Annotated in this window: 20 protein-coding genes, 14 tRNA genes and 1 pseudogene; 29 read left to right on the forward strand and 6 right to left on the reverse strand. The window is 37.5% G+C overall.

Features of this window, described 5'->3' with window-relative positions; translation table 11 throughout:
* The first annotated feature begins 38 nt into the window (after positions 1–38).
* The 20 genes and pseudogenes from RG571_RS09275 to RG571_RS09370 form a co-directional block, all read left to right on the forward strand.
* Positions 39–127 (forward strand) — tRNA-Ser (locus RG571_RS09275).
* 14 nt (positions 128–141) lie between these two features.
* Positions 142–213, forward strand: a tRNA-Glu gene (locus tag RG571_RS09280).
* Between the two features lie 15 nt (positions 214–228).
* Positions 229–301, forward strand: a tRNA-Val gene (locus RG571_RS09285).
* Positions 302–310: 9 nt separating this feature from the next.
* A tRNA-Asp gene (locus RG571_RS09290) sits at positions 311–383 on the forward strand.
* A 35-nt stretch (positions 384–418) separates the two neighbouring features.
* A tRNA-Phe gene (locus RG571_RS09295) sits at positions 419–494 on the forward strand.
* Between the two features lies 1 nt (position 495).
* Positions 496–576, forward strand: a tRNA-Tyr gene (locus tag RG571_RS09300).
* Between the two features lie 6 nt (positions 577–582).
* Positions 583–656, forward strand: a tRNA-Trp gene (locus tag RG571_RS09305).
* Between the two features lie 2 nt (positions 657–658).
* Positions 659–731, forward strand: a tRNA-His gene (locus tag RG571_RS09310).
* An 11-nt stretch (positions 732–742) separates the two neighbouring features.
* A tRNA-Gln gene (locus RG571_RS09315) sits at positions 743–814 on the forward strand.
* 45 nt (positions 815–859) lie between these two features.
* Positions 860–930: transfer RNA gene (locus tag RG571_RS09320), tRNA-Cys, on the forward strand.
* A 20-nt stretch (positions 931–950) separates the two neighbouring features.
* Positions 951–1,035: transfer RNA gene (locus tag RG571_RS09325), tRNA-Leu, on the forward strand.
* Between the two features lie 61 nt (positions 1,036–1,096).
* Positions 1,097–1,169, forward strand: a tRNA-His gene (locus RG571_RS09330).
* A 9-nt stretch (positions 1,170–1,178) separates the two neighbouring features.
* Positions 1,179–1,250: transfer RNA gene (locus RG571_RS09335), tRNA-Gln, on the forward strand.
* Positions 1,251–1,267: 17 nt separating this feature from the next.
* Positions 1,268–1,352, forward strand: a tRNA-Leu gene (locus RG571_RS09340).
* Between the two features lie 254 nt (positions 1,353–1,606).
* A complete protein-coding gene (locus RG571_RS09345) occupies positions 1,607–2,482 on the forward strand; it encodes a PRD domain-containing protein (protein WP_025478811.1) in 876 nt (291 codons plus the stop codon).
* A 103-nt stretch (positions 2,483–2,585) separates the two neighbouring features.
* Complete coding sequence (locus tag RG571_RS09350; protein WP_002339446.1) at positions 2,586–3,350, forward strand: carbohydrate deacetylase; 765 nt, start codon at positions 2,586–2,588, stop codon at positions 3,348–3,350.
* The gene (locus tag RG571_RS09355; RefSeq protein ID WP_308947654.1) at positions 3,337–4,779 is read left to right on the forward strand and encodes a PTS transporter subunit EIIC; all 1,443 of its coding nucleotides are present in this window, start codon (positions 3,337–3,339) and stop codon (positions 4,777–4,779) included. Before RG571_RS09350 ends, RG571_RS09355 begins: the two co-directional genes overlap by 14 nt.
* A 10-nt stretch (positions 4,780–4,789) precedes the next feature.
* The gene (locus tag RG571_RS09360) at positions 4,790–6,121 is read left to right on the forward strand and encodes a maltose-6'-phosphate glucosidase (RefSeq protein WP_185938771.1); all 1,332 of its coding nucleotides are present in this window, start codon (positions 4,790–4,792) and stop codon (positions 6,119–6,121) included.
* Between the two features lie 12 nt (positions 6,122–6,133).
* Positions 6,134–6,592 carry a PTS glucose transporter subunit IIA gene (locus tag RG571_RS09365; protein ID WP_131774355.1) on the forward strand — a complete coding sequence of 153 codons (459 nt, stop codon included), beginning with the start codon at positions 6,134–6,136 and terminating at the stop codon, positions 6,590–6,592.
* A gap of 291 nt (positions 6,593–6,883) precedes the next feature.
* A pseudogene (locus tag RG571_RS09370) lies at positions 6,884–7,183 on the forward strand (PTS sugar transporter subunit IIC); the annotation flags it as partial.
* A 119-nt stretch (positions 7,184–7,302) separates the two neighbouring features.
* Here the strand turns inward: RG571_RS09370 and RG571_RS09375 are convergent.
* Positions 7,303–8,256 (reverse strand): 1-phosphofructokinase family hexose kinase, encoded by a 954-nt coding sequence (locus RG571_RS09375; RefSeq protein WP_308947653.1) that lies wholly within the window; start codon positions 8,254–8,256, stop codon positions 7,303–7,305.
* Positions 8,222–9,013, reverse strand: coding sequence for a DeoR/GlpR family DNA-binding transcription regulator (locus tag RG571_RS09380; protein WP_002306971.1), 792 nt, complete (start codon positions 9,011–9,013; stop codon positions 8,222–8,224). Before RG571_RS09380 ends, RG571_RS09375 begins: the two co-directional genes overlap by 35 nt.
* A 223-nt stretch (positions 9,014–9,236) precedes the next feature.
* Here RG571_RS09380 and RG571_RS09385 point away from each other — a divergent pair, with 223 nt between their 5' ends.
* From RG571_RS09385 to RG571_RS09405, 5 genes are all read left to right on the forward strand, one after another.
* A complete protein-coding gene (locus RG571_RS09385) occupies positions 9,237–9,695 on the forward strand; it encodes a PTS sugar transporter subunit IIA (protein ID WP_002339438.1) in 459 nt (152 codons plus the stop codon).
* Between the two features lie 12 nt (positions 9,696–9,707).
* Complete coding sequence (locus RG571_RS09390; RefSeq protein WP_308947798.1) at positions 9,708–10,007, forward strand: PTS sugar transporter subunit IIB; 300 nt, start codon at positions 9,708–9,710, stop codon at positions 10,005–10,007.
* Between the two features lie 72 nt (positions 10,008–10,079).
* Entirely contained in the window at positions 10,080–11,441 is a 1,362-nt protein-coding gene (locus RG571_RS09395) for a PTS galactitol transporter subunit IIC (protein ID WP_258430625.1), read from the forward strand.
* A 21-nt stretch (positions 11,442–11,462) separates the two neighbouring features.
* Positions 11,463–11,723, forward strand: a complete 261-nt coding sequence (locus RG571_RS09400) for a hypothetical protein (RefSeq protein WP_002291816.1) — start codon at positions 11,463–11,465, stop codon at positions 11,721–11,723.
* Between the two features lie 13 nt (positions 11,724–11,736).
* Positions 11,737–12,489, forward strand: a complete 753-nt coding sequence (locus RG571_RS09405; RefSeq protein ID WP_002288278.1) for a class II aldolase/adducin family protein — start codon at positions 11,737–11,739, stop codon at positions 12,487–12,489.
* A gap of 93 nt (positions 12,490–12,582) precedes the next feature.
* Here the strand turns inward: RG571_RS09405 and RG571_RS09410 are convergent, their stop codons facing one another.
* The 4 genes from RG571_RS09410 to celB form a co-directional block, all read right to left on the reverse strand.
* Complete coding sequence (locus tag RG571_RS09410) at positions 12,583–13,188, reverse strand: alpha/beta hydrolase (RefSeq protein ID WP_002297939.1); 606 nt, start codon at positions 13,186–13,188, stop codon at positions 12,583–12,585.
* A gap of 55 nt (positions 13,189–13,243) precedes the next feature.
* Positions 13,244–14,218 carry a ring-cleaving dioxygenase gene (locus tag RG571_RS09415; protein ID WP_002288275.1) on the reverse strand — a complete coding sequence of 325 codons (975 nt, stop codon included), beginning with the start codon at positions 14,216–14,218 and terminating at the stop codon, positions 13,244–13,246.
* 377 nt (positions 14,219–14,595) lie between these two features.
* On the reverse strand, positions 14,596–15,315 hold the full coding sequence (locus tag RG571_RS09420; protein ID WP_002294363.1) for a GntR family transcriptional regulator: 720 nt from the start codon (positions 15,313–15,315) through the stop codon (positions 14,596–14,598).
* Positions 15,316–15,441: 126 nt separating this feature from the next.
* Entirely contained in the window at positions 15,442–16,713 is a 1,272-nt protein-coding gene (celB, locus tag RG571_RS09425) for a PTS cellobiose transporter subunit IIC (RefSeq protein WP_002294365.1), read from the reverse strand.
* A gap of 152 nt (positions 16,714–16,865) precedes the next feature.
* Here celB and RG571_RS09430 point away from each other — a divergent pair, with 152 nt between their 5' ends.
* The 4 genes from RG571_RS09430 (at position 16,866) to RG571_RS09445 (ending at position 20,008) form a co-directional block, all read left to right on the forward strand.
* Positions 16,866–18,263, forward strand: a complete 1,398-nt coding sequence (locus tag RG571_RS09430; protein WP_002323562.1) for a glycoside hydrolase family 1 protein — start codon at positions 16,866–16,868, stop codon at positions 18,261–18,263.
* Positions 18,264–18,343: 80 nt separating this feature from the next.
* Complete coding sequence (locus RG571_RS09435) at positions 18,344–18,784, forward strand: universal stress protein (RefSeq protein ID WP_002289467.1); 441 nt, start codon at positions 18,344–18,346, stop codon at positions 18,782–18,784.
* Positions 18,785–18,931: 147 nt separating this feature from the next.
* Positions 18,932–19,258: a PadR family transcriptional regulator gene (locus tag RG571_RS09440; protein WP_002289468.1), complete on the forward strand. Its 327-nt coding sequence runs from the start codon at positions 18,932–18,934 to the stop codon at positions 19,256–19,258.
* Positions 19,259–20,008 carry a permease prefix domain 1-containing protein gene (locus RG571_RS09445; RefSeq protein WP_002289470.1) on the forward strand — a complete coding sequence of 250 codons (750 nt, stop codon included), beginning with the start codon at positions 19,259–19,261 and terminating at the stop codon, positions 20,006–20,008.
* Positions 20,009–20,085 lie beyond the last annotated feature (77 nt).

The raw sequence follows: 20,085 nt of genomic DNA on the forward strand, positions 1-20,085 counted from the left end.
TCTCATTTTGAGAAAGAGTATTGAGCTTCTTTCACTCTGGAGAGTTGTCCGAGAGGCCGAAGGAGCATGATTGGAAATCATGTAGATGGTGCAAACTGTCTCAAGGGTTCGAATCCCTTACTCTCCGTAGCAAATTTACCTGGCCCGTTGGTCAAGCGGTTAAGACACCGCCCTTTCACGGCGGTAACACGGGTTCGAATCCCGTACGGGTCATTTTAATTGAATGTTGGAGGTTTAGCTCAGCTGGGAGAGCATCTGCCTTACAAGCAGAGGGTCAGCGGTTCGATCCCGTTAACCTCCATAATGAACTGGTTCCGTGGTGTAGGGGTTAACATGCCTGCCTGTCACGCAGGAGATCGCGGGTTCGATTCCCGTCGGAACCGTCGTTCTTGTTATTCAATTAATAATTTTAAAATATGGCGCGGTAGCTCAGTTGGTAGAGCAACGGATTGAAGCTCCGTGTGTCGGCAGTTCGATTCTGTCCCGCGCCACCATGGAGGAGTAGCGAAGTGGCTAAACGCGACGGACTGTAAATCCGTTCCTTAGGGTTCAGTGGTTCGAATCCACTCTCCTCCATTTTATAGGGGCATAGTTTAAAGGTAGAACAGCGGTCTCCAAAACCGTTAGTGTGGGTTCAATTCCTGCTGCCCCTGCCATGGCGAATGTGGCGAAGTGGTTAACGCACCGGATTGTGGCTCCGGCATTCGTGGGTTCGATTCCCATCATTCGCCCTTTTTATTCTTGGGGTATAGCCAAGCGGTAAGGCAAGGGACTTTGACTCCCTCATGCGTTGGTTCGAATCCAGCTACCCCAGTTTCTATAATTTATTCTTTATTTTATAGATTGATAATAGTATAATGGCGGTATAGCCAAGTGGTAAGGCAGAGGTCTGCAAAACCTTCATCACCGGTTCAAATCCGGTTACCGCCTTAGTACTAATAAATCAACTTGCCGGCGTGGCGGAATTGGCAGACGCGCTGGACTCAAAATCCAGTGCCCGTTGAGGGCGTGCCGGTTCGACCCCGGCCGCCGGTATTGACTAAGATGTCTTCATCTTAGTTTTTTATTGAGAAATTAAATAACATCTTTTATGATGGCGAATGTGGCGAAGTGGTTAACGCACCGGATTGTGGCTCCGGCATTCGTGGGTTCGATTCCCATCATTCGCCCTTTATTCTTGGGGTATAGCCAAGCGGTAAGGCAAGGGACTTTGACTCCCTCATGCGTTGGTTCGAATCCAGCTACCCCAGTTATTATTTTTAAATTTGCCGGCGTGGCGGAATTGGCAGACGCGCTGGACTCAAAATCCAGTGTCCGTTGAGGACGTGCCGGTTCGACCCCGGCCGCCGGTATAATTATCAATATAGCAACTTTCTTATAGAGAGTTGCTATATTTTTTTTGTTTTTATGTAATTACCTCCAAATCAATTCGATACAAGTATTATCATAAAACGAGTAAAAAAGATATTGATAACGCTTTTATTATGTGTTAAACTATTTTTGTAAATTATGTAGGGTGCTACTATTCAATTAGGCACGACCTAAGAAAGGGTTCTTTCTTAGGTCGTTTTTTGTCTTTAAAAATTGTTTGGAGACAAAAATATGTATGAAGGAGTCTGCAAGTTGTTTTGTTTTATCATATAGAGGAGGTGAATTAACGGTGTATGTGATGAAAAAGCTGAATCATAATGCTGTATTGATCGATGACGATGGAATAGAAAAAATTGCGATGGGGAAAGGGATTGGCTTTTCTGCTAAAGTGAGTAAGCCATTTGATGTTGAGGATGCTGACAAATTATTTGTATTAGATTCTAAAGAAAAGATCAAACGATTCAGTGAGATAGTCTCGCAGATTCCAATCGAATTTATGGATTTTGCGGAAGAAGTGATTGAACTGATAACAGCTAGGATCTCCTCTCCATTAGATTCAAATATCTATATTACATTGACAGATCATATTTATTTTGCTATTCAACGAAAAAGAGAAGATAGAGATGTCACAGCAATTATGTTGCCAGAAATGAGATTCCTTTATCCAAATGAATATGATATAGCAATAGAAGTGGTCGAGCGAATCAATCATCGATATCAAACCGAGTTAGGGTCAAATGAAGTAGGATTCATCACTATGCATATCATTAATGCTGAGCTAGGAGAGCCTAATAGTTTAAAGAGCTTAAAAATAGTAGAAATGACGACCACGATTTTGTCCCATCTAGAAAAATCCTATTCAAACGTTTATGATAAAGAATCACTGACTTATCATCGCTTAATGGTTCATATCAAATTCCTGGTTAAACGCTTGATTTATCAGGAAGAAACGCCAGTAGAAAATATTGGTTTTTTTACTGAAACATTTAAACATAGCAAAGCGTATTGTACAGCACTAAAGATTAAAGATATCATCGAACAGCCATTTCAACTTGCCATTCAAGAAAATGAAATCATCTATTTGGCAATTCATCTAGCACGAATCTATTAAAATAAGGGCGTAACTATCTATAGGCGCAACCAAATGACACATAGTAAATGGACTATGATTATTTGGTTGCGCCTATTTTAGTAGAAAAAAGAAGGAGAATGAAATGGGAAAAGTGATTTTTAATTCGGATGATTTTGGCTATAGCCATGGTGTGAATTATGGGATTATGGATGCTTATCAGCGAGGAATTTTGACATCAACTACATTGATGGCAAATATGCCGGGTTTCGAGCACGCTGTGAAACTAAGAAAGGAAATGCCTAGGCTAGGTGTAGGAGTCCATTTAACATTGACGTGTGGCAAACCACTTCTCAAAACTGTCGATACTCTTATCGAAAGCGGAGAGTTCAGATCCTTATCTTATTATCAGCATCCATTTAACATTGACAAAGATCAACTGTATCAGGAATGGAATGCTCAGATTCAAAAAATTTATCATGCGGGGATCATACCAACTCATTTAGACAGTCATCATCATACTCATACTTTGGATGAAAATCAGGAGGTAGTTGTTACATTAGCAAAAAAATATGATTTGCCGGTTCGGAGCAACTTTGAACGAAAAGATGAAGTTCGTCATGTCGATTATTTTGAGCCTTGTTTCGATGTCGTAGGAGAAACTGATGAAAAAAAACGACAAATCAATACGAGTGTGGAAGAATATTTGGCAAGTTTACTCATGATATTGAGAGAAGATAAAACGATCGAAGTCATGTGTCACGCAGCGTATTTGGATCAGGAATTGTTAAATGGTTCAAGTTTTGTGTATCCTCGTACCCACCAAGTCGAATTTTTAATTCATTCAGCATTTTCTCAAAAAGTGAAAAATGATTCTTTGATTGAGTTAGTAACATATGAGGATATTTAATAGAGGAGGAATAAAAATGAATGTTAAATCAAATGTGCAGAAACTTGGAAGAGCGATGCTACTTCCAGTTGCAGCGATGCCATTAGCGGGATTGATCATGCGTTTATCAGCTGATGATATGCTGAACATCCCAGTAATCGGTGCAGCTGGAAATGCCGTTTTTGGAAACTTGGATATCTTATTTGCTATAGGAGTTGCAATCGGTTTTGTCAAAAATAAGGACAAAGGAATACCTGCACTTACTGGTTTTTTAGCGATTGCTACCTTGAAAAAAGGCTTAGAAATTATGGACCCAGAAGTGAATATGGGGATTTTTGGTGGAATTATTTCCGGTTTAGTAGCGGCATGGACGTATAATCGCTTTAAAGAACAAAAATTACCAGTAGTTTTTTCTTATTTTGCGGGCGAAAAATTCCCATTGACTATGGTGATGATTCTACAAACAATCGCAGCTGTTTTTTTGGGCTTTATCTGGCCGCTCATCCAAATTGGGATTGATAATTTTGCAAAACTGCTCGTTGATATGGGGGCATTAGGTGTGGGGATATTTATGTTTTTGAATCGTTTGCTGATCCCCTTTGGACTGCACCATGTGTTGAATACGTATATTTATTACGATTTAGGAAGCTATACATCTCCTAGCAAGGAAGTTTTCAGAGGAGAGATGACACGCTTTATCAACGGAGATCCTCAGGCTGGACTGTTTTTATCAGGTTTTTTTGTAGTAATGATGTTTGGTATACCAGCTATATGTCTAGCTATCTATAAAGCAGCTTATAAAGAAAATAAAGAGATGGTCAAAGGAATCATGGGAAGCGGTGCAGGAACTTCATTTATTGCAAATATCACTGAGCCTGTTGAATTTAGTTTCATGTTTCTTTCTCCTATGTTGTACGTGATCCATGCACTTTTTGCCGGTTTAGCAGGGATTGTATGTTACTTATTCAATATACGAATTAGTTTTACATTCGGAGCATGTATTGTTGATTATCTCATCAATTTTCGAATCGCTACCAATGCTATTTTGATTCTTCCAATCGGAATTTTCTTTTTTGCCTTGTATTACGTTACTTTTTATTATTTGATCAATAAGAGAAACATTCAGACATTAGGACGTGAAGCTAAGGCAGAGTTTGGCAATGAAGTAACCTTAGAAGAAACAGAGTTAGGGTTAGCAAGTAAAAATTATGAATATATGGCAACAAAAATGCTACAAGCGTTTGGAGGAAAAGCCAATATCCTGGATGTCTATAGTTGTAATACACGCCTACGGGTAGAGGTAGTGGATCCCACCATGGTCGAGGAACAGCGAATCAAGCAATTAGGGATAAGCGGGATCATTAAACCAACTGAAAAAAATTATCAAATTATCATCGGCTTAGAAGTGACTTATGTTATGGCAGAATTCAATAAATTATTAGAAGAATAGAAAGGAAAAGATGATGATGAAAAAACAGATTATCACTATAGCTGGAGGCGGGAGTACGTATACACCAGGAATCGTTCAAGCCATTTTGAACAATGAAAAACGGTTGCCATTATCTGAAATACGTTTATATGATATTGATGAAGAAAGAAATATGGATATGTACTTGATTGTTAAATTTATGCTGAAAAGAAAAGGTTTTTCAAATATTCGCATTCGTGCAACGGATGATCCAAAGCTTGCTTTTACAGGATGCGATTTTGTTTTCTCACAAATTCGTGTTGGAGGATTGGAGATGCGAGAAAAGGACGAAAAGATTCCACTTAAACATGGATTAGTAGGACAAGAAACGTGTGGACTCGGAGGATTTGCTTATGGGATGCGCTCAATCAAAGGTTTATTGGAAATTGTCGATCATATACAAGACTATGCCCCCAAAGCATGGATTTTGAATTATACAAATCCAGAGTCGATCGTTTCTGAAGCTGTTCGTCGTAAATATCCGAATGTAAAAATGATTAATGCCTGTGATATGACTATTTCAATTGAAGAAACGATTGCAGTGAATTACGGTTATGATCGTAAGGATTGGATCGTTACGTATTATGGTTTAAACCACTTTGGCTGGTATACATCGATTTATGATAAAGAATTGCAACGAGAAATTATGCCAGAGATTATTGAAAAACTAATAACAAAAGAAATGCAAGTCGCCGATTTTAATATAGGAGACAAAACTTGGCAAAAAACCTTTCAAATGATGTCAGTCATCACGAAAAATTTTCCAAGTAATATCCCGAATAATTACTTAGAGTATTACTTATATCCTGATATGGTCGTTGAGCATACTGACAAAGAGTATACACGTGCTAATATGGTCATGGATGGACGAGAGAAAAATACCAAAGAAATGGCTGATAAAATACGCCGCGGTATTGTGGAAGAAGTATTGAACTTTAATTTTGGGGAGCATGGACAATATATCGTCGATATAGCTATTTCCTTGTTGAATGATGATCGTCGTCGCTTTATGCTAATCGTTCCTAATCAAGGGGCGATTCCGAATCTACGGTCAGATGCAGTTGTTGAAATACCGGCATATGTTGGTGCAACTGGTGTGGAGCCAATTACACTAAGAAAACCAATCAGTGATTTTCATAAAGGATTGATGGAGGCACAAGTTGCAGCAGAGAAGTTACTAGTAGATGCTTACTTTGAAGGTTCTTATCAAAAAGCTTTACAAGCATTTACATTGAATCAAACCGTACCAAATGCCAGAGTCGCAAAAAAAATACTAGATGAAATGATCAAAGTAAACAAAAAATATTGGCCAGCATTAAAGTAGAGGTGATAAAAAGTGCATTTCTTTAAAACAAGAAACATTCTAAAAGCTGTAGCTAGTGGTCAAATTATTCCATTAACAGCAGTAAAAGACGAGGTCTTTTCTTCAAAAATGATAGGAGTCGGATACGCTATAACGAATCATGATGGATATATCCATGCGCCAGTTAAAGGAATAATCGATAATATATTTCCTACCCGACTTGCCATAACGATCGAAAGTGAATCTGGCAGAAAAATACTGATCCATATGGGTTTAGATACGGTTGAACTCGAAGGAAGTCCGTTTCAGATACGGGTTGAAAGTAACCAGGAGGTAAAAGAAGGGAAACTGTTAGCTATTATAGATTTGAAGAAGTTGGAGCAAGCACAAAAAGATACGGTGATCATTGTAGTTTCTCCAGGCATTTTTGAAGGAAATTTATTAAAACAAAACCAAGAAGTAAAGATTAAAGATAGTTGTTTTGAATTTTAGTGTACGATGAAAAAAGTTAAATAGGGTGATATTTATGGGTGAATTTACAAAATTTTTTTGAAATGATATGTTTCAATCACTAGATTTAATCATTTTGATTTTTGTTAATTATCGAATTTTTTTGTTGCTCCTATGATTTAGAAAACTTATTTTCAGGATTCTTAAAAATAAATTTGATTATTTAAGAGAATATATTGAAATAAAATTTCTTAATTATATAATTAGTTATGAACATTCTTTGCGTTGTCATGCAATGAATGGTTCATATTTTATTGAAAAGGAGTGGTTTTAGTGGAAAAGCTGATGAAATGGGTCGAAGAGAAACTTGTCCCACCAATGGCAAAAATTGGTACACAGCGTCATTTATTAGCAATTCGTAATGGGGTTGTTTCAACATTGTCATTGATTTTGATTGGGACATTTTTTATGGTCTTTATCAATTTACCGTTTCCTGGATGGAATGAATTTATTGCCCCTTATTCGGCAACAATTGTTTTACCCTTTAGGATGACGATGGGATTGATGGCTATTTATGCAACTTTTGTTATGGGTTCGGATCTAGCTAAATCATATGGATTAGATAGTGTGACAGTGTACTGACCCCCAAAAGTTAGACCAAAAAATCTAACTTTTGGGGGTCGGTACACATGTTTTTTGTCACAGTCTCTTTGTGTCTCATTTCATATAAACAATTATTTACTTTGTACTATTTATTTCATTTCTGTGATTTTAATATTTTTTGCTAAATTTTTTACATCAGCTGGGATAACTTTCCCGACTTCTGATTGCTGTGCATTCGACATGCCGCAAGCCATTGCGTACCTTACACATTCTTTTAAAGGATAATTCTGTTCTAATGAATGAGCAAAACCTCCAACAGTGGCATCCCCAGAGCCTGTTGTATTAATGATAGGAATCTTAGGGATCTCAACATTCCAAAATTCTTCTTTTACTTTGACTACTGCACCATACGAGCCGCAAGAAATCATGATAACATCGATATCTTTAAATAGTGGATTTGTTTTTAGATGGTGTTTTATGTCGCTTTTTTGAGTAATTTTTTGATGGATGATATCTGAAAACTCATGGATATTAGGTTTGATGAACATCGGTTTATACTTACTTGCTAAGACTTCACGGAGATGTTGTCCAGATATATCCATTAATATATAGGTGGAAGGATCTATTTGTTCTTTGATATATTGTAATAATTTAGCATACAAAAAGGGATCTGGATTGTTAACAGAACCATTTATTGTAATGACTGAAATGTAATTATTTTTACTGATTTGTTTGATATCATTCATTAATTTTTTGATAGTAGTATCTGCTATTTCAGGACCAGCTTCCACTAGCTCTGTCTGCGTTTCATCATCATGCATGATCGTGACGGCACCTCTTGATTCTTCTGCAATAGGTAAAAAATGCAAATCAAACAAATTTTCATTTTTCAGCATATCTTGAATCATACCGCCAAAATAACCGCCCAAAAACCCCGTTAAAATAACTGATGAACCTAGTAGAGCAGAAGCTCGTCCGCAATTGATTCCCTTGCCGCCTACATAGCGTACCGGAGAATCAAAGCGTGTCATCGTACCTAATTCAAAGTGTTTTGTAAAATAAATGGAATCAATGGATGGGTTCATCGTGATTGTCAGTATCATTTTTGGGCTCCTTTAATATTGTTAAGTATTTTGAATAATGATTGAAATCCTGTTCTGATAAATGATTATCGGTTATTAGATAATCAAAATCGGTTAATTTTCTAAAAGTATAGACGTCTGATTTATTTAATTTTGAATAATCTGCAACAATGCATTTGATTTTTGCTGCATTGAGCGCTGCGTTCTGAATATTTCCCTCAATAAATTGAGCGGTTGTCACATTGTTATCAAATATGCCGTTTGTTGCAGCGAAAGAGATATCGACATTCAAACTTTCAAAAGATCTTTCTGCAACTTCCCCAATGAACTCTTCTGTAATAGGAGAAAATTCGCCACCAGTAAGTAAAATCCGATAACTTGTATGATTCTTTAAATAGTTGAAAGCAATCAAACTGTTTGTAATTACAAATAGATTTTTCTTTTGAATGAAAGGAAGTGCATATAGGATCGTTGTTCCAGCACCGACATAAATAGTAGAATTATCGGGAATCATACTGTTCATGACTTGACCAATATATTTTTTTTCGGCTACATTCGTATCAATCTTTTCTTGAGTCGATAGTTCTCGATTATAAGGTTCCTTTCGTTCAACGCCACCATATAGCTTTTTTACTTTATTTTTTTTTGCTAATTCAGTGACATCTCGGCGTATGGTCATTTCTGATACGCCTAATTTGTTAGCGATTTCTGAATTAGTTAAATAAAAATCTTTCTCTAATAACGTAATGATTCGTTCTTGTCTTTCTTTTTTCAGCATATGAATTACTCCTTTAACATAAAAGTCAATTTTTGTTCGACTTTGTTCTTCTTAATTATATAGATAAACGATTTTATTTTCAAGTAGATCAAATTTAACAAAATAAATTTCTTTTGAAAGCGTTGACAAAGCAGACTAACAGAAATATAATGTTCTTGTAAAACAAAGATGAACTTAGTAGAACAATAATTTAACAAACTTAATCAAAAAGGAGGAGGTTGGAATGAAATATAAAGAGATGTTCGTTCCTAGTTTGATTCAATTAGCGGTAGAAGTAAAAAATAAAGAAGAAGCTTTTTTAATCGCTGCACAACGATTAGAAAAAATGGGGTACGTCAATGAGAATTATTTGAATGGACTGATTGCAAGAGAAAGAGAATTTCCTACTGGATTGATTACTAAGTATTTAAATATCGCGCTGCCACATTCGGAATGTGAATATGTCGAAAAGCCATTTGTTTTTGTTATGCAGCTGAAGAACCCAATTTATTTTTATCAAATGGGGGATAGTCAGAAAATGACTGTAGAAAATCTATTTTTTTTAGGAATCAAAGAACCAAAAGAACAAGTAGGATTACTTCAAGCGTTTATGAATTTATTCATGGATGAAACATTCGTGGAAAATTATAAGAAACAAGAAACACCGCAAAACATATACGAACTTATTACAAATTATATTTAGGAGGAAGAAAAAATGAAAAATCGGTTAATTGTCGCATGTGGAAGTGGAGTAGCAACGAGTCAGACAATCGCTAGTAAGATCCAAAGTATGTTAGAAGATGACGGCATCGCATTTCCTGTAGAAGCAGTTGATTACAAATCGATTCAAAATGAGCTTCTAACTGCTGGAATCTATGTGTATGTCGCACAACCTGATGACGAAGTACTTGAACAAGCAAAAGATTTGGGTATTGAAGTATTTCCAGGAATTCCATTTTTAACTGGAATGGGTGTAGAACCTATTTATGACAGTATCAAAGAGTTAGTACAGTAAAGGAGGATTGTTGGATAAAAAAGTTGGTTCATAGTTTTATTTACTATATTTCGAAAGAAAGAAGGTTTATTTATGGAAGTTTTCCAAACAATTATCAATTATGTTTTGAACTTAGGATCAGCCATTTTTGTTCCCCTGATTATTTTGATACTTGGATTGTTGGCAGGGATGAAATTAAAAAAAGCATTCATGTCTGCTTTGACTTTAGGGATTGCTTTTAGCGGAATGTCTATGGTCATTGGCTATATGTCTAACGCAGTAAGTCCAGCATCAGAAGCATTGGCTAAAAATACGGGAATCAGTTTGCCTGCACTTGATCTTGGGTGGACAGGTGCAGCAAGCATCACATGGTCGTGGAGTTATGCTTTTATATTTTTTGCAGTAACGATTGGGGTCAATTTTGTACTGTTACTTTTTAATTGGACGAAGACGTTAAATGTTGATATGTGGAATGTTTGGGGGAAAGCTTTAACTGCTTATTTAGTTTATTATGTTTCCGGTAGTTTGGCTGCAGGCTTTCTTACTGCAATGGTCCAAGTTATATTGGAATTAAAGCTTGGTGATATGTTTCAAAAACATATACAAGATCTCACAGGGATTCCATTAGTAACAGTGACTCATTTTATGACATCTGCCGCTGTCTTATTGCTGCCTTTCAATATGATCATGGATAAAATTCCTGCTTTAAATAAACGAGCGGATACGAATGCATTGAAGAAGAAAATTGGGATCTTCTCTGAAAACTCTGTAATGGGATTCATTATTGGCTTGGGGCTTGGCTTTGCTGCTGCGTATAGCGTTTCAGGTTCTCTTAATCTAGCGATCCAAACAGCTACAGCATTAAGTTTGTTTCCTATGATCTCTAGAATGTTCATGCAATCTTTGTCTCCTCTAGCAGACGCTATGTCAGAATTTATGAAAAAGCGGTTTAAGGATCGTGAAGTATATATCGGATTGGACTGGCCGATATTAGCTGGTCGTTCAGAAATTTGGGTTACTGCTATTTTACTTGTTCCTGTGTTTATTGGTTATGCCATTATTTTGCCAGGAAACCAAGTATTACCATTAGCAGGGATTATCAACTATTCGATTGCGGTCGGCGGATTACTTTTAACAGGAGGAAACTTGGCTCGTATGCTGATCTTGGGGATCCTCACGATGCCTATTTATTTGTACGGGGCCACTTACCTTGCGCCAATACTCAGTGATTTAGCAGAAAAAAGCGGAGCAGTCGAGGGAATCAAGAAAGGACAGTTGATCACATGGTCATCCATAGAAGGGCCGGAGTTCAGGGTTTTATTTGCGGAGGCATTTAATAGGAATATTCTCGCTATTGTAGGATGCGTGATTTTTCTAGGACTGTTTGTTCTACTTTATAAATATATGATAAAAGCGAAAGTACCGAGTGAACGTTATGCTGAACTACAAAAATAGCATTGAAATGGTGGGAAAGTAATGAAAAGAGAAGAGACAGATAAAATAAAATGGACAGTCGCTCTTTGTGGTACACTTCTGCTATTTCTATATGGACTCTTTACTCAGAATATCATCATCAATCTATTGGTCATTTTTTTCGCACTAGTGATCTATAAATATGGAAATCACGTTTTATTCAGAGAGTACGATGAAAAAAGAAAACGGAAAATAGAAGAATCAATAAAAATAAAAGAAGCTACCAAAGAAATATTGAGAGAAAAAAGTTTTATAAAAAGATAATGGAGGGGTCATTATGTCAGATGGACGTATGTTATTTGAGAGAGAACGACAGGACATGGCACGTATCGTAAGAGTGATTTTCGAAAGGAAAAACACAAATGTCGCAGGAGGGAATTTTTCCTTTAAAACCACTGATGATCAAGGGAAAGACTACATCATCATGACGCCGACCATGATGTCAGAAGCCTATCTAGGAGAGATTTCTCCTGCACAGGTTCTAGTAGTAGAACCAAGAACGCGTAGAATCGTTGACGGAGTCGGTCATTTAACTCGGGAGATCAATATGCATGAAGCGATGTACGAGACTAATCCAGCTATCAAAGCTGTCCTCCATGCTCATGCGCCTAATGCAATGTTCTGGGCGACTACTGGGTTGCCTATGCCTAATTTGACAGAAGCCACAGCTAAAGTAAAAGAGATTCCTGTCATGGACTTTGAGCCTAATTGCTCTGAAGAACTTGCTGAATTGACAAGCGACTATGTAAAAAAACAGCATCTTGAATTACCGCATATGTTGCTGCTCAACTCTCATGGCGTATTGATCAACACAGGTGGAGAATCAGGAATCGAAGCTATCCATAAAGCACTGCAAATCCTTGATACAGTTGAATGGAATGCAGAAATTGCCTACAAGCAGACGATTTTTCAAGCATTAGGGATTACTGACGGTTTTTATTCAAAAGGTGAGAAAATCGGGGGATTGGAAGAGTTGAAACATAAAACGGCTATTTATAATAAATCTGTTATTGCAGCTGGTGGAGACTAACCTATCTGACACAAAAAACTACGACTTTCACAAAATCTGATCCAGATCGATATCTGCTTCAGGTTGTATTATGTAAGTCGTAGTTCTTTTCTTTTATTTAGTTAAGAGGTGGTCTGTCCATTCCCTCGCTTGCTCGATTTCGTCCATCGTCAACTGATGACCTGTTACAGTTAGCTGAATAGTCACATTTGCTTGGCGTGTTTCGAATTGATCGGCCAATTCTTTAAAGGAAGCAGGGGAAACGATTGGATCGTTATCACCATAAGAAAGCCAGACGGTTTTATCCTCTAATGTGGAACGGCTTTGATGAACACCTAAAGACATCGGATGGAAAAACAACCCTTTATTTAGCTCGGTCTCACGCTCCAATAATAAATGAGCAGCGATGTTTGCGCCATTTGAATAGCCGACAAGCAGCCAATCACTTAACGGTATCAGTTCTTTTTCGCTGATTTCTTTGATTTTTTCATGGAGTTTATCTGTTTCTTTTTCCAAACTGTCCAGGTCGAATTGATTCAATCCATTACGCTTGAAAAAACGATTCATCCCATCTTCTTGGACCGTGCCACGAAAAGAAAGCAGTGTACTGTTTGGTGCAAGAAAGTGAGCGATATCCAGTAAAGAATGTTCATCGCCACCTGTGCCATGAAGTAAGATCAAATGCTTGCCACTTGTTCCTTTTTCAAAAATGTAGGTCATTTTGTTCCCTCTTTTCTGTTTCTATAGATGCAAAAAATGAAGTAGCATGAAGAGATTATTCACGTTTTTTATTTGCATCACTTGTATCGAAAGGACGGACATAGGCTTCAATGGCTTCACGACGTTCTTCTAAGAATGGAGGAAGAGATAGTTTTTCTCCTGCTGATTCTGCTGGTTCATCTTCAAGGAATCCAGGACCATCAGTTGCTAATTCAAACAGTACGTGATGAGCGGCTAGGAAGTACTCAGATTGGAAATAGAAACGATCGACGAAACCAGAATTTGGCAATTCAATCTTATTGATTACTTGAATCCAGTATTCCAATGCTTCTTTGTCTGCTACACGCAATGCTAAGTGATGGATATTTCCAAATCCTTCGATTGCTTTTGGCAAGTCTGTCCGATGTTCAATAATGATGCTTGCACCATTTCCGCCTTCACCGATTTCAAATAAGTAGAAATCTCCTGAATGGTCTGTTTCTTTGAATCCTAAGATTTTTTCAAGAATCAAGCGGATATGCTCTAATTGACTGACACGGACAAAGACAGGTCCAAGTCCTGTGATCGCAAACTCTGTCGGTACATTGCTGTTTTTCCAAGGAATGCCAGCTGCTACACCTTGATTGTTTTCGTCAGAGATCAATTGATAATACTGATTATCGAAATCTTCAAATTCGATATATTTTTTGCCGAAACGTTCATTGATTGCTGAATGAGTAACGTCATATTTTTCAAAACGTTCCAACCAAAAGTCTAATGCAGCGTCACTTGGCACACGGAAAGAAGCACGAGAGATCGTATCTGTTCCTTTTTTTCCTTTTGGCTGATTTGGAAAATCAAAGAAAGTCATATCTGTTCCTGGCGCACCAGTATCGTCTGTAAAGTAAAGATGGTAAGTTTCGATGTCATCTTGGTTAACTGTTTTTTTGATTAAGCGCATTCCTAAAATATCTGTAAAAAAGCGGTAGATTTTTGTAGCGCTAGATGTCATTGCTGTGACGTGGTGAATTCCTCTGATTTGTGTATCCATGATAAATTTCCTCCTGTTAACTTACAAAAAGTAAGTAGTTGATTTAGACATAGTATAGAGGGTGCATCTCTATTTTGCAATTAATTTGTCTTCTAAAGTATCAGGAAGGAACCAAGAATGGAAAAGAGGAGGGACGGATCAATAAAATAAAAAGACTTACGACTAGCTGTATCGATTTCAAAAAAACTAGCTTAAAAAAGCTAACTTTAGAATCATTACGGGTGGTCATAAGTCTTTTTATGCTGAGTTATTTTTTCATTTTTGAGCTAATGCTTAGGATAGGATAGAATGTTGATTTCACGATCTCTTCTTGTTACTTGAAACTGCTTACCACTGTCACGATCTCTTGGTAAACGGCTTTTTCACAACCTCTTCATTTAAGTTGAACGCACATCCAGCACAGAATAGTTCCGAACATCAAATCGGTTTCGGCTGGAAGAATATTCAATCGGCTGTCCATCTTTGAGATAGACGACTTGCTGAACTTCCAGTACAGGATCGTTTTCTGCACAGTTCAAATATTGCTGATCATATTCATCACTTTTATCTGCAGAAATAGCACGATAAGCCCCTGCAAAATGGACATTCAGCTCTTGATGAAGATGATCATAGATAGAGGCTAACAAATGTTCTTTTTTTAAACCCGGCACAAGATGGACTGGCATAAAGGTATGCTCTAAAACATATGGCTCGCCATCTAAGATCCTTAACCGGTGAATATTGTAGACAGGTTGCTCGGCATCGATCATCAATCGTTCTTGGATATATTGATTAGGGAATTCAACATCAAAATGAATGATTTGACTCTTCAAAGAACGATGTCTGCGTTTCATTTGGAGACTCAAACCTTCATACTCGTTAGCGGGCGATGTGTCTTTTTGCATAAATGGATGATTCAAGATTTTCGTTCCTGATCCTCGCTGCGAATAGACAAGTCCTTCCATTGCTAAGATATTGATGGCTTTTTTGATTGTCATCCGGCTCGCACCAAATTCTTTTACCAAGTCGACTTGATTAGGCAAAAAACTATCGGGAGGATACTCTTTTGAACGGATACGTTCTCTTAAAATATTTGCGATTTCTTCGTATTTTGGCACGTTATTCACCTCTTCTAGAGTATAACGAAAGATTATGCTTCCGACAACTCGAAGTAGCATCTGGAACATTGTTTATTCGAAAAAAGAGGTCATGACAAGTTTTTGTCACAACCCCTTAATGATCTATTAAGCAATATCTAAATCTGGTTGTTTATCTAGTACTTTCAGGAATGGGTACCAGATAAAGGCAACGATGACAAAGTCGATGACTTGCAGCATACCACCAAGCCATGAATTTGTTGCTAAGACACCGCTTGCAATGATTGGCACAGTCCATGGAACAGAGACGCCAGTTGGTGCAGGGACAAGTCCAGCAGCCATTACCAAATAATTGAACGTCGTTACGATTAGAGGTGCCACAACCCAAGGAATAAGGATTGTTGCATTCAATACGATCGGTAGACCGAAGATCGCTGGTTCATTTACATTGAAAATACCAGGTGCTAAAGCTAATCGTCCAACATCACGATACTGTTTCTTTTTAAGAACAAAGGCCATCAATAAAACGACAGCTAAAGTCATTCCAGAGCCACCAATACCAACAGTGAAGGTTTCCATGAATGGTTTTGTGATGATGTGTGGTAATTCTTTTCCATGTTGATAAGCTTCTAAGTTATCAAGCATCAGTGTATTCCAAATTGGGTCCATTACAGAGTTGACGATGATTTGTCCGTGAAGTCCGAAGAACCATAAGAATTGGACAAAGAACAAAGCAATCAATGTTGCAGGTAAACTACTTCCCAAACCAGTTAATGGTTTTTGGATCACTTCATAAACGACGTCATGTAAGTTAGCATTGAAAATACCAGTCATCACAGCATTGATTACTAAGAAAATAGTTAGTGTCACTACAGCAGGGATCAAAGCGGCAAATGATTTTGTTACTGCAGGCGGAACTCCATCAGGCATTTTGATCTGCCAGCCGCGTTTCGTGATTCTGCAGTAGATTTCTCCAGCCAAGAAAGCAGCGATCATTCCAATGAACATTCCTTTTGCGCCAAGACGATCAAGTGAAAGCACACCAGTCACATCTTCACCGCCAGCGGTTTTCATTGCAAAAGGCGTAAGAATCAAGAAGCTGGCAAAAGACACGGCACCACCGAAAATACCTTCAACGTCATAAGATTTTGATAAATAATAGCCGATACCAAAAGTAACAAAAACCGACATGATGCTCATTGTTGCATTTTGCCCATTACCGAATAAGTTCGATAAAGTTCCCTTTGTTGCGTCACTGAAAAAAGGCAAGTTATTGATAACGACAACGATCGAACCGAACATCGTTAAAGGGAAGGAAAGCATGAAAGCATCCCGCAGCACTGTAAGGTAACGATTTTGCCCTAATAAATTAGCTAAGGGCATGATTTTCTCAGAAAGCTTGTCCATAAAACCGTTCATTTTTATTCACCTCAAATTTATTTGCAATCGATTACATACAAAGTATAACGCCAAAAATTTTAAATGTCTAGTCATTTTTATAAAAAGTATTGATTTATTTTTTAGGGTTCGTTATGATTACGGTATCAAGAAAAAAGAGAGGAAGTAAAAAAATGAAAACCTACACATTCCCAGAAAATTTTTGGTGGGGTTCTGCTGCTAGCGGACCGCAAACAGAAGGAAGAGTAAGTGATGATGGTAAAGGAGAAAATATTTGGGATCATTGGTATGAATTAGAGCCTGAAAAATTCTTCGATCAAGTAGGACCTGAAAAAACTTCGCAAGTTTACACAAAATACAAAGAAGATGTTCAGTTAATGAAAGAAACTGGCCATAACACATTTCGTACATCTATCCAATGGAGTCGTTTGATTCCAGAAGGGACAGGTGAAATCAATCAAAAAGCTGTTTCTTTTTATCGAGATTATTTTACTGAATTGCTGGATAATGGTATCGAACCTTTTGTGAACCTTTACCATTTCGATATGCCACTACCACTGCAAGAAAAAGGCGGGTGGTTATCAAGAGAAACGGTCGACGCTTATGTTTCTTATGCAGCAGCGTGCTTTGAACTGTTTGGAGATCTGGTCAAAAAATGGTTTACTCATAATGAACCAATCGTACCTGTAGAAGGAGGCTACTTGTATCAATTCCACTATCCAAATCATATCAATATGAAAGAAGCGGTCCAAGTAGGCTATCATGAGAATCTAGCAAGCGCAAAGGCAATCAAAGCCTACCATGAAGGCGGACATGATGGTGAGATCGGAATCATCTTGAATCTGACACCAAGCTATCCGAGAGATGAAACGAACCCAGAAGATGTAAAAGCGGCGAAGATCGCTGACGCATTCTTCAACCGATCATTCCTTGACCCTGCAGTGAAAGGAGAGTTTCCACAAGAGTTGATCGAAATTGTCAAAGAATTGGCTATAATGCCAGAGATCCATGAAGGAGACCTAGAACTCATCCGTGAAAACACGATTGACCTGCTAGGAATCAATTACTATCAGCCTCGTCGAATCAAAGCAAAAGAAACTCCAATCAATCACGAACATAGCCCCATGCCAGATGATTATTTTGATAATTACGACATGCCCAATAAAAAAATGAATCCATATCGTGGATGGGAAATTTACGAAAAAGGAATCTATGATATTTTAACGAATACAAGAGAAAACTATGGTAATATCAAATGCTATATTTCTGAAAATGGGATGGGGGTCGAAGGAGAAGAACGATTTGTTAACAGCGAAGGAACTATTGAAGATGATTACCGGATTGAGTTCGTTACGGATCATTTGAAATACGTCCATCAAGCAATCCAAGAAGGAACCAATTGTGTGGGTTACCACATGTGGACATGTATGGACAACTGGTCTTGGACAAATGCTTATAAGAATCGCTATGGCTTTATCGCTGTTGATTTGGCACAAGACGGTAAACGGACGATCAAAAAATCAGGTCGCTGGTTTAAAACGGTCTCTGAAAAAAACGGATTTGATGCCTGATATTTTTTGATAAAACGTTCACAAAATGTTTGTTCTAACACTGTAATCGTGCTACACTAACAGTGAAGGAGGCGTTTACAATGGTAGATACTTATCGTAATATTTTAGTAGCAATTGATGGTTCTGAAAAGGCAGAAAAAGCATTTCTTGAGGCAATCACGATTGCCAAACGAAATCAGGCAACGTTGCACATCCTGTATGTCAATGAAGTAACAGGCAATTACTTTGGTGATTTTGCATTTGTTACAACAAGCCTTCAGGAAGAATTGGATGAGGTTGCGGAAAACCAGATGAAAGAACATCGAAACTTGGCAATTGAAAAAGGCCTGACAGATATCGAGACATATGTTCTTTACGGTTATCCAAAGACACTGATTGCTAATTTCCATGAATCGAAAGAACCAATCGATCTGATTGTCATGGGGGCGACAGGTCTGAATGCGGTAGAACGTGCACTAGTAGGTTCCACTACTTCCTATGTAGTCAACCACGCATCATGTAACGTCATGGTTGTAAAATAAATAAATTAAGGGAACAGAAAGCAAAAAAGCATAACGCTTCTTTTGCTTTCTGTTCCTTTTATTTTTTTGTAAAAAATTACTTTACCTGATGAAGTAATCATGCTATTCTAATTACAACGACAGATGGAGTAATATGGAGGAAAGAAAATGATTTCAAGTGATGGAATACGCGGATACAATGATGCGATTATTTTATCGATCCTTAACAAAAACGATTCTTATGGATATGAAATTTCTAAAACGATTCGTGAGAGGACAAATGATTCCTATGTGATCAAAGAGACAACACTTTACTCCGTTTTTGCCCGTTTAGAAAAGAATCAACTGATTGTTTCGTATCCTGGAGAAGTGACTCATGGAAAAAAGCGGACATATTATAAAATCACTGAAATAGGGCGTAATCTTTTAGAAGAAAAAAAGCAAGAGTGGCTGACGACGAAAGACGTAGTCGATCAATTTTTGGAGGGAAATTAAATGGATACAATCCGTAATTATTTAGACAGTCTTTTTATCGGAGTACCTCAAAGTACCGAGATAGATAAGCTGAAAACTGATTTGTTGGCAAATATGGAAGACCATTATCATGAATTGATGGGAGAAGGAAAAAATGAACAGGAGGCCATCGGTACAGTAATTTCGACATTTGGTTCAATCGATGAATTATTAGAAGAACTAGATGTCGAAAAAAAACATCAAGCTGACGAGACGGAAACAAACACAGCTTCTATTTATTTAAGCGAAGCAGAAAACTACTGGAAAGAATACAGAGCGGCAAGTCTCCAAGTGGCATCAGGTGTTCTATTCATTAGCTTATCTTTTGCAAGTTTTCTTTTCTTTTGTTCAGCAGGATATGTGTTCATGGGTATTTCTTGTCTGATTTTTGGTATAGCATTAGCTGTCGGTTTTTTTATTGCTTCTGGTATGAAAATCACACGTTTAAATCACTTTTTGCACCATCGGAAAATACCTGAAAAAGTATTAGCAGAAGCAAAAGAAAAAGAAGAAGAGTATCAGCGAAGTTTTGGCTTCTCACTGATTGCAGGAATTGGATTATGTATTTTTTCACTTTTCCCACTTTTGGCTTCTTTAATGTGGTATATGGATGGTAGTATCGGTGCCTCTATATTTTTTGTTACGGTAGGAACGGGAGTCTTCTTGATCATTTATGGCAGTCTGGTCCGTCATTCTTATCGTCAATTCACTCAAAGTGCTTATTACTGGTGAATGTATTCAGATTTGTAAAAATATTCTATTTATCCGGCGTAGAAAAAAAGACTGTGACACGCTTTTGTCACAGTCTT

Source organism: Enterococcus sp. FR204 (assembly GCF_031143325.1).
Classification (GTDB): domain Bacteria; phylum Bacillota; class Bacilli; order Lactobacillales; family Enterococcaceae; genus Enterococcus_B; species Enterococcus_B faecium.